The sequence below is a fragment of the Halomonas sp. 141 genome, assembly GCF_002810305.1.
Classification (GTDB): domain Bacteria; phylum Pseudomonadota; class Gammaproteobacteria; order Pseudomonadales; family Halomonadaceae; genus Vreelandella; species Vreelandella stevensii.
This window is the reverse complement of sequence record NZ_PINZ01000071.1, coordinates 1-8,170: the sequence shown is the minus strand read 5'-3', so window position 1 is coordinate 8,170 and position 8,170 is coordinate 1. Positions and strand designations below refer to the sequence as shown.

Annotated in this window: 7 protein-coding genes; 5 read left to right on the top strand and 2 right to left on the bottom strand. The window is 62.3% G+C overall.

All coding sequences use genetic code 11. The annotated features are described in order from the left end of the window. Nucleotides 1-431: 431 nt before the first annotated feature. Nucleotides 432-1,088: a histidinol-phosphatase gene (locus tag CWI66_RS16885; protein ID WP_081138239.1), complete on the bottom strand. Its 657-nt coding sequence runs from the start codon at nucleotides 1,086-1,088 to the stop codon at nucleotides 432-434. 166 nt (nucleotides 1,089-1,254) lie between these two features. Here CWI66_RS16885 and CWI66_RS16880 point away from each other — a divergent pair, with 166 nt between their 5' ends. After that, nucleotides 1,255-1,749, top strand: coding sequence for an RNA pyrophosphohydrolase (locus CWI66_RS16880; protein WP_039183147.1), 495 nt, complete (start codon nucleotides 1,255-1,257; stop codon nucleotides 1,747-1,749). Nucleotides 1,750-1,835: 86 nt separating this feature from the next. Then, on the top strand, nucleotides 1,836-4,097 hold the full coding sequence (ptsP, locus tag CWI66_RS16875) for a phosphoenolpyruvate--protein phosphotransferase (protein WP_100732310.1): 2,262 nt from the start codon (nucleotides 1,836-1,838) through the stop codon (nucleotides 4,095-4,097). Here ptsP and CWI66_RS16870 read toward each other — a convergent pair. Further along, nucleotides 4,094-4,867 carry an NRDE family protein gene (locus CWI66_RS16870; protein ID WP_100732309.1) on the bottom strand — a complete coding sequence of 258 codons (774 nt, stop codon included), beginning with the start codon at nucleotides 4,865-4,867 and terminating at the stop codon, nucleotides 4,094-4,096. The two genes, ptsP and CWI66_RS16870, sit on opposite strands and share 4 nt — an antisense overlap. Before the next feature lie 151 nt (nucleotides 4,868-5,018). Here CWI66_RS16870 and CWI66_RS16865 point away from each other — a divergent pair, with 151 nt between their 5' ends. From CWI66_RS16865 to lgt, 3 genes are read left to right on the top strand one after another with little or no spacing between them, the layout of a single operon-like run. Then, complete coding sequence (locus tag CWI66_RS16865) at nucleotides 5,019-6,173, top strand: response regulator (protein WP_100732308.1); 1,155 nt, start codon at nucleotides 5,019-5,021, stop codon at nucleotides 6,171-6,173. After that, entirely contained in the window at nucleotides 6,170-6,967 is a 798-nt protein-coding gene (locus CWI66_RS16860) for a sulfite exporter TauE/SafE family protein (RefSeq protein WP_081193672.1), read from the top strand. Before CWI66_RS16865 ends, CWI66_RS16860 begins: the two co-directional genes overlap by 4 nt. 48 nt (nucleotides 6,968-7,015) lie before the next feature. Beyond that, nucleotides 7,016-7,804 (top strand): prolipoprotein diacylglyceryl transferase, encoded by a 789-nt coding sequence (lgt, locus tag CWI66_RS16855; protein ID WP_081138249.1) that lies wholly within the window; start codon nucleotides 7,016-7,018, stop codon nucleotides 7,802-7,804. Nucleotides 7,805-8,170 lie beyond the last annotated feature (366 nt).

Sequence of the window (8,170 nt, the reverse complement as noted above, 5' to 3'; positions counted from 1 at the left end):
AGGCCAATTTCATTGGGCGACTGCCTGAATAGGCTGGGAGCCTGAATCATCGCGGGCTGAAGCCCCCTCCCACGCACTATTACAGCAACGCGAGGAGCGTTGCCGATGGGGGCGCCGGGGGCGCCGGGGGTGGCGGTGGCATGTTGTCGTTCGGGGGCACGTTTGGTTCGGTGGTGCCATCGGGGCGGCTGCCGCCGCCTTCGCGGGTGCCTCTTTCGCTCGTTGCTCTCGCTCAATCGTTACGCCGCGCTACGGGGGGCCTGGGTTTGCCGTGGTGACGTATTGGGGTTGATGATGTTGGCGGCATACCGTAGCGCGGCGTAAGCGGAGCGCACCCGCGAAGCACCCCGATAGGGGTGCCGGTGGTGGCAATGGCTTGGTACACATGACGATAGGGTTGTCGCCACACCATTCAATGCGAGACGCTTACCTCAATCCCGTAAGCTCATGATGCGCCAATGGCGCGCCTCGGCCACTTGGCGCAGGGTATCGTCAGGGTCTACGGCAACGGGGTTGTCGACCACTTCCAGCAGCGGCAGGTCGTTGTGGGAGTCGCTGTAGAACCACGCATCATCGAGGGTGCAATCCTGGTCTTCCAACCATGCTTCCAAACGCGTGACTTTGCCTTCTCGGAAGCTGGGCACCCCGGCCACGCGTCCAGTATAGCGGCCATCGACCATTTCGGGGTCGACGGCAATCAGATCATCCACGCCCAGCCGCTCGGCAATCGGGCCGGTGATGAAACGGTTGGTGGCCGTAATGATCAGCAGCGTATCGCCCTTGGTGCGGTGGCGGGCCAGCAGCTCTTCGGCCTTGGGCAGAATATGCGGCTCGATCTTGCTAATCATAAACTGTTGGTGCCAGGCAGCAAGCTGTTCCGGGCTGTTGTCAGCCAAGGGTTTCAGCGCCAGCGCCAGAAACGCCATCATGTCCAGCGTGCCCGCATTATAGTCGGCCAGGAAGCGCTCGTTGGCCTCGCGGTAGGCCACTGGGTCCACCGCCCCTTGTTCTACCAGGAACTCCCCCCAGGCATGATCGCTATCGATGGATAGCAGCGTATTATCCAGGTCGAAAATGGCCAGACTCACGGCGCTCCCCTTGATGGTTGATGTTGGTGAGATGTGCGCGGCACAAAGCGCCGGATTATCGCAGAGTCGCTTGGCTTTCACCACTTGGCGTTATCAAATTGTATTGATACGGTTGACTCCCTTGTGGAAAAATGGGGACAACTGAAAATTTATGAAGGTGATGTCCGTGATCGACGCTGACGGCTTTCGCCCCAATGTTGGCATCATTATTGCCAATAGCCAGGGGCAACTGCTTTGGGCGCGTCGTGTAGGACAAAATGCGTGGCAATTCCCCCAGGGAGGCATCAAGGCAAGCGAGACTCCACAACAAGCACTTTTTCGTGAGCTTCACGAAGAAATCGGCCTGACCGCCGACGATGTTGATATTGTCGCCTGCACCCGGGGCTGGCTGCGCTACCGTCTGCCACGACGCATGATTCGTACCCACTCAAGGCCAGTCTGCATCGGCCAAAAACAGAAGTGGTTTTTACTGCAAATTCGCTGCCAGGAAAACCGGATTTGCATGACGGCGACACCCAAGCCGGAGTTCGACGGTTGGCGATGGGTGAGCTACTGGTACCCGCTGGGTCAAGTGGTGCCCTTTAAAAGAGAGGTTTATCGACGCGCGTTACGAGAGCTGTCTCCCCGCGTTCAACGGTTGGCACAAGATAATGAAGGATGACGTGCGCGTCACTGCTGGAAGTCGGCAGTGGGCTATAGCCGGACACTTCCTCAGCGAGGCAAACAACAGTGAATAGTAAAATGTCGATGCTTGAGGTGCTACGACGCGTGATTCAGGAAGTGAATGGCGCGCGCAACCTCGATGCCGCGCTGTCCACCATGGTACGTCGTATCCGCAAGGCCATGCAGACGGACGTCTGCTCGTTCTACCTGTATGACAAAGAGCTGGAGTCACTGGTGCTGATGGAAACCATCGGCCTGCGCACCCAGGCCGTGGGCCGTGTGGTGCTGCCGCTGGGCGAAGGCCTGGTGGGGTTGGTAGCCAAGCGCAGTGAACCTCTCAACCTGGAAGATGCGCAGTCGCACTCGCACTTCCGCTATTTCGAGGCGACTGGAGAAGAGCGCTACTGCAGCTTTCTCGGCGTGCCGATCATCCACCAGCGTCACATGCTGGGCGTGCTGGTAGTGCAGCAGGCGGAAAAACGCCGCTACGATGACGAAGACGAAGCCTTTCTGGTCACCATGGCAGCCCAGTTGGCCGGCGTGCTGGCCCATGCTTTGGCCACGGGCCACCTGACCCGCCCTGCGTTGCCCGGCGGCCAAGCCATGTTCAAGGGCGTGGCCGCGTCGCCCGGGATGGCCATGGGCGAGGCCGTGGTCATTACTCCGCCCGCTGACCTCAACAGCGTGCCAGACCTGATTCCCAGCGATCAGGAGTACGAAATCGCCCGTCTCAAGGAAGCCATCGGCAAGACCCGCGACGAGATCCGCGCGGCGGCCGAGCGGCTGGTCAACCGTATCTCGTCTCAGGAACTGGCGCTGTTCGATGTCTACCAGCAGATGCTGGGCGAGGCGGCGCTTTCGGAAGAGGTCGAAAAACGCATCCGTGAAGGGCAGTGGGCGCCGGGGGCGTTGGCCGATGTGGTGCGCCGTCACGTGCAATACCTGGAGCGGGTCGATGACGACTACCTGCGTGAACGGGCGGCGGATATTCGCGACCTGGGCCGTCGTGTGCTGGCGCATCTTCAGGAAGATACGCCCGCCACCCCGGAAATCTACCCGGACGACGCCATTCTGGTGGGCGATGAAATCAGCGTGGCGATGTTGGGCGAAGTGCCCCGCGACAAGCTCAAGGGGCTGGTCTCGGTGCGCGGCTCCAGCACCTCGCATGTGGCCATCGTCGCCCGTGCCATGGGTATCCCCACCGTGCTGGGCATGATGGATTTGCCGCTGCCCCGCCTGAACGGCGCGCCTGTGGTGCTGGATGGCCACCGTGGGCGGCTGTTCGTGCGGCCCATGGCGGAGCTCAAGGCTCGCTACGCTAGCCTGATTGCCGAAGAGAAAGTGCTCAGTGAGGTGTTGGCCCACGAGCAGGACCTGCCCAGCGAAACCCCGGATGGCCACGGCATCCCGCTGATGGTGAACACCGGCCTGGCGGTGGATGCGTCTGCCATGCTGAAAAGCCGGATTGGTGGGGTAGGGCTCTATCGCACCGAAGTACCGTTCATGATCACCGAGCGCTTTCCCGGCGAAAAAGAGCAGATGCGCATGTACCGCGAGCAGTTGGCAGGCTTTGCGCCGCTGCCGGTGGTCATGCGCACGCTGGATATCGGCGGCGACAAGGATTTGCCCTACTTCCCCATCGAAGAGGCCAACCCCTTTTTGGGCTGGCGCGGCATGCGCGTCACCCTCGACCATCCTGAAGTGCTGATGGTGCAACTGCGCGCCATGCTCAAGGCCTCTCAGGATCTGAACAATCTCCACGTTCTGTTCCCGATGATCACCAATGTCGAAGAGGTGGATGAAGCCATTCGCTTGCTCGACCGTGCCATCATCGAGCTGGGCGAAGAGGGCATCCAAGTGGAGCGGCCCAGCGTGGGGGTCATGATCGAAGTGCCCGCCACCATCTATCAGATGGATGCGCTGGCCAAGCGGGTGGACTTCTTCTCGGTGGGCAGTAACGATCTCACCCAGTACCTGCTGGCGGTGGACCGCAACAACGCACGGGTATCCAGCCTCTACGATGCGCTGCACCCAGCGCTGCTGGGCGCGCTGGTCGAGCTGTCTCAGGATGCCCGGCGGCTGAACAAACCCATTTCGCTGTGTGGCGAGCTGGCCGGGGACCCGGCAGGGGCGCTGCTGCTGATGGCCATGGGCTTCAATAGCCTCTCCATGAACGCTCCCAGCCTGCCCAAGGTGCGAGCAGCCATTCGGCGTGTCACCCTGGCTGATGCGCAAACGCTGCTCAAGGAGATCATGCAGCTGGATACACCTTCCCAGGTACATGCCCATCTCAACCAGCGCTTCGACGAGTGGCAGCTTTCCCACCTGCTTCCCCCTAGGGATTAATACCCCCTGTAGGCGGGCGTTGCCAACGTGGTCTCACCCTGAAAACGGCCGAGGGGCCCAAAACGCTGCTCGGTCAAGGTGACGCTCCCTGCGTGGCTCAATGAGAGCCACGTAGTGGCTCGTGTGCCGTAGGTCTCGCCCACGATGAACGCCGCAGAGAGCTGACGCTCCAGTATCAGCCCCACGCCGGTATCGGGTAGCGCCGCGTCATCGGCAAGGCGGGCATCGTGAAGCGCCTGGCGGGTGGCCTGACGCCAGTGGCCCGCTTCATGCTGGCGTAGGGCATGGCGCACCGCCTGGAGCTTGGGCCATGCGGTGTTCAGACTGGCATTCGATAACCCGTGAACCCCCTCGGCCACTTCGTTCAGCGTCACGCCGTTGCGCCCCCGGTGCAGGTGCCAGCAGTGGGTGGGCGTCGCCACCAGCAGGTTGAACCCGGCATAGCGGGCTGCGCCGTGCTCGGCCATGTCCCTTAACCACTGGGCAGGGTCGCTACTGGTGAGTGCGTTGGCCACCAGTTCGCCCCGGCTGGGCGGGTGAGCGGGGGCCGACAACCGGGTGTCGCGCACGTTGGTCAATGCGGCTACCATTCCTTTCCGGTTGGCCGCCAGCCAGGTGCCCCCGGCCTCCAGGTCGCGGCCGCCCAGCAGCGGCTTGTCGTCCCAGCGGGCCAGTGGTGCCGTGGGGCGGGCATGAAATTCATCCCGGTTACCGGCCAGACGCAGCGGGAAACGACTCCCTGGGCGCCATGAAAAGGTGATCAAACACATAAACGACCCCTGTTGGTCACGAAATCCGACTCCTTGCCGTGCGCTGCATGACAGCCTGCAAGAGTGGACGTACACTTGGCTCAATAGCTAAAGCAATAAGATGGTTCATCTGCCGAGGCAGAGCCTCTTATCGACGAGGAATGCGTGCACTATGCAACGTGATCAGCAAGAGCACTTCTGGAACGCCATCATCTGGCCCGTTCTGTGGCCGCTGCTGTTAGTGCAAGCCGCACTCGTACTGCTCTGCCTGTTGATGGGAGTGGTGATCTGGGTGATGTCGCCAGGCCAGGCCTCCTGGTCGACCACGTTATGGCTTACCCTGGCCCTGCTGCTGGGCAGTTGCATGAATGTAGGCGCTTTCTTGATGTTAATCAAAGCCCGGGCCAGATATAAGGATGCCCGTTTCATGCAGTGCCTGGTCGAGCTGGAGTGCCGTGTCGCCTCCTTGGGGCAGAAGGTCGCTCCCAGCCAGCCATGGGCGGCGGAAGAAGACACCCACCAGCGCCCCCTCAAGCGCCTTACCCATGCCAACGATCGGCTGGCCGCCATGCTGGAACAGCTGGAAAAAATACCCACGGCGACGCAAGAGAGCGCGGGCCGGGCCGACCAGGCGCTGCTCGAAGACCTGCATCACCAGCAGAAGCAGCTGAAGCACCTGATGGCAGGCAGGGAGCGGGCGCGGGAAGAGTCGCGGCTGAAGTCAGGCTACCTGACCTTGATGCAGCGTGAAGCCGACAGCCTGTTCGAATACCTGGGCAGCATGATCAAGGACGACACTACCGAAGCATGTCGCCAGAACGTCACCCATGTGCGCGAGCGGCTGGCGGACATACGCTCGCTGCTGGCCAATTTCGTGCAGCAGAGCGTCAACGAAGCCACCACCTACGACGTGCTGGAAACCGAAGGGTATCAGCCCCGTGTGCTGGTCGTGGATGACGGCCCCGTCAACCTGATGCTGGCACGCCAAATGCTGGAATCACAAGGGCTTCAGGTAGAAGGCGTCAGCAGTGGCGAGCAGGCGCTGGAGCGGCAACAGTCCACTTTTTACGATCTCGTGTTCATGGACATCTTCATGCCCACGCTGGATGGCCTGGAGACCACCCGCCGCTGGCGTCAGTTCGAGCGGCATAACCCCGCCCATCGCAGTATCATCATTGCCCTGACCGCGAACGTGGACAACGCCGGGCGTGGCACCTGCGAAACGGCAGGCATGGATGATATCCTAGCCAAGCCCTATCAACCCGAAACACTGCAACGCATGCTCAAAAAATGGCTGCCTGACGCTTTGGAGAAGCCCGCACAATGACATTTGCCGCCATTTTGGCCAGTTATCTCGTACTCGGTGCCGCCGCAGGCACCATGGCAGGACTGTTTGGCGTAGGGGGCGGCATCATCATCGTACCGGTGCTGGTGTTCGCTTTTGGCCTGCAAGGCATCGCGCCAGAAATCACCATGCATCTGGCAGTGGGCACGTCGCTGGCCACCATCGTGGTCACCGGAGCCTCTTCGGCCCTTGGCCACGTGCGTCGCGGCAGCGTACACCGCCCCTGGTTCATGGCGCTGTTGCCGGGGCTCATGCTCGGCGCGATTGCCGGGGTCTTCATTGCAGGGAATCTCTCGGGCACCGTGCTGGGCACACTGTTCGGCGTATTCGTGCTGCTGCTGGCCGCCAAGATGGTCATTGGCTTGAATCCCAAGCCGGGCAGCGTTGCGCCCGGTAAAGTGGCGATGTCGGTGGCCGGAGGTGTCGTGGGCGCCATTTCGGCACTGTTCGGTATTGGCGGCGGGGCCATGACGGTGCCCTGGCTGTCCCGTGCCGGGGCCAGTATGACCCAAGCCGTGGGCACCTCCGCCGCCTGTGGTCTGCCCATTGCCATCGTTGGGGCGCTCACCTTCATCGTCGTCGGCTGGGGCCACCCGCTGCTTCCGCCGTGGGCCACCGGCTTCGTCATGTGGCCCGCGTTTATCGGCATCGTCGTCACCAGCGTACCCTTTGCACGGCTAGGGGTGCGGCTGGCGCACGTGTTGCCTGCCCACGTGCTGCGCTATGGTTTTGCCCTGCTGCTCACGGTGGTGGGGCTGCGCTTCATCCTGGCGTAATCGCCACCCGGCACGCTGTCACTTCTTTTGTTCACGTAGAGAAACGGAATGATCAATTACCCCACGATAGACCCCGTCGCGATTTCGCTCGGCCCCCTGCAAGTACACTGGTACGGTTTGATGTACGTGGTCGGTTTCGTTGCTGCCTGGTGGCTGGGCTGCCGCCGTGCTGCGCGGATCGGGCTCACCAAGGATGATATCAGCGACCTGCTGTTCTACTGCGCCATCGGCGTCGTGGCCGGTGGGCGCTTGGGCTATGCGCTGTTTTACGGCCTGGGGCAGTGGTCTGCCGACCCGCTGTGGATCTTCCGCGTCTGGGATGGTGGCATGAGCTTCCACGGCGGTTTGATCGGCGTGTTGCTGGCCGCCTGGCTCTTTGCCCGGCGCAAGCAGCTGGCGTTCTTCACCCTCACCGATTTCATCGCCCCGCTCGTGCCCATCGGCCTGGGGGCAGGGCGCATCGGCAACTTCATCAACCACGAACTGCCCGGCCGCGTGACCTCGCTCCCCTGGGGTATGCCGTTTCCCGGCATGGGCCCAGAGCCGCGTCATCCCTCGGCACTTTACGAAGCCGTATTGGAAGGCGCCGTGCTGTTCGTCATCCTCTGGTGGGTCTCGGCCAAGCCTCGCGCGCGCGGGTTCGTCTCCGGGCTGTTTCTGCTGGGCTACGGTGTCTTCCGCTTCATGGTCGAGTTCGTCCGCATGCCCGACGCCCACATCGGCTACCTGGCCTTTGGCTGGTTCACCATGGGCATGCTGCTCACCTTGCCCATGATTATTCTCGGACTCCTCCTGATGCTCTGGTCAAAAGGCAAGCCCATCGACGCCAAGGTATAGAAAGCACGACACCCCGTAGCGCGGCGTAAGCGGAGCGCACCCGCGAAGCAACGCGAGAGCGTTGCCGGTGAGGGCGCGGCGGGTGGCGGTGGCGTTTTGTGTTTCGAGGGCACGTTTGTGATTCGATGACGCTATCAGGGCGGCTGGCGCCGCCTCCGCGGGTGCCTCCATCGCTCGTTGCTCTCGCTCTTTCGTTACGCCGCGCTACGGTGTATGGCTTGCGGTGGAAACGTAGCGCGGCGTAAGCGGAGCGCACCCGCGAAGCAACGCGGAGAGCGTTGCCGATGAGGGCGCGGCGGGTGGCGGTGGCGTTTTGCCGTTTGGAGGCGTAATCAGGGCGGCTGGCGCCGCCTCCGCGGGTGCCTC

Coding starts and splice junctions, on each gene's coding strand:
- ptsP (WP_100732310.1), top strand. CDS start 1,836: ATGCTTGAGGTGCTACGACGCGTGATTCAGGAAGTGAATGGCGCGCGC.
- CWI66_RS16870 (WP_100732309.1), bottom strand. CDS start 4,867: ATGTGTTTGATCACCTTTTCATGGCGCCCAGGGAGTCGTTTCCCGCTG.
- CWI66_RS16865 (WP_100732308.1), top strand. CDS start 5,019: ATGCAACGTGATCAGCAAGAGCACTTCTGGAACGCCATCATCTGGCCC.
- CWI66_RS16860 (WP_081193672.1), top strand. CDS start 6,170: ATGACATTTGCCGCCATTTTGGCCAGTTATCTCGTACTCGGTGCCGCC.
- lgt (WP_081138249.1), top strand. CDS start 7,016: ATGATCAATTACCCCACGATAGACCCCGTCGCGATTTCGCTCGGCCCC.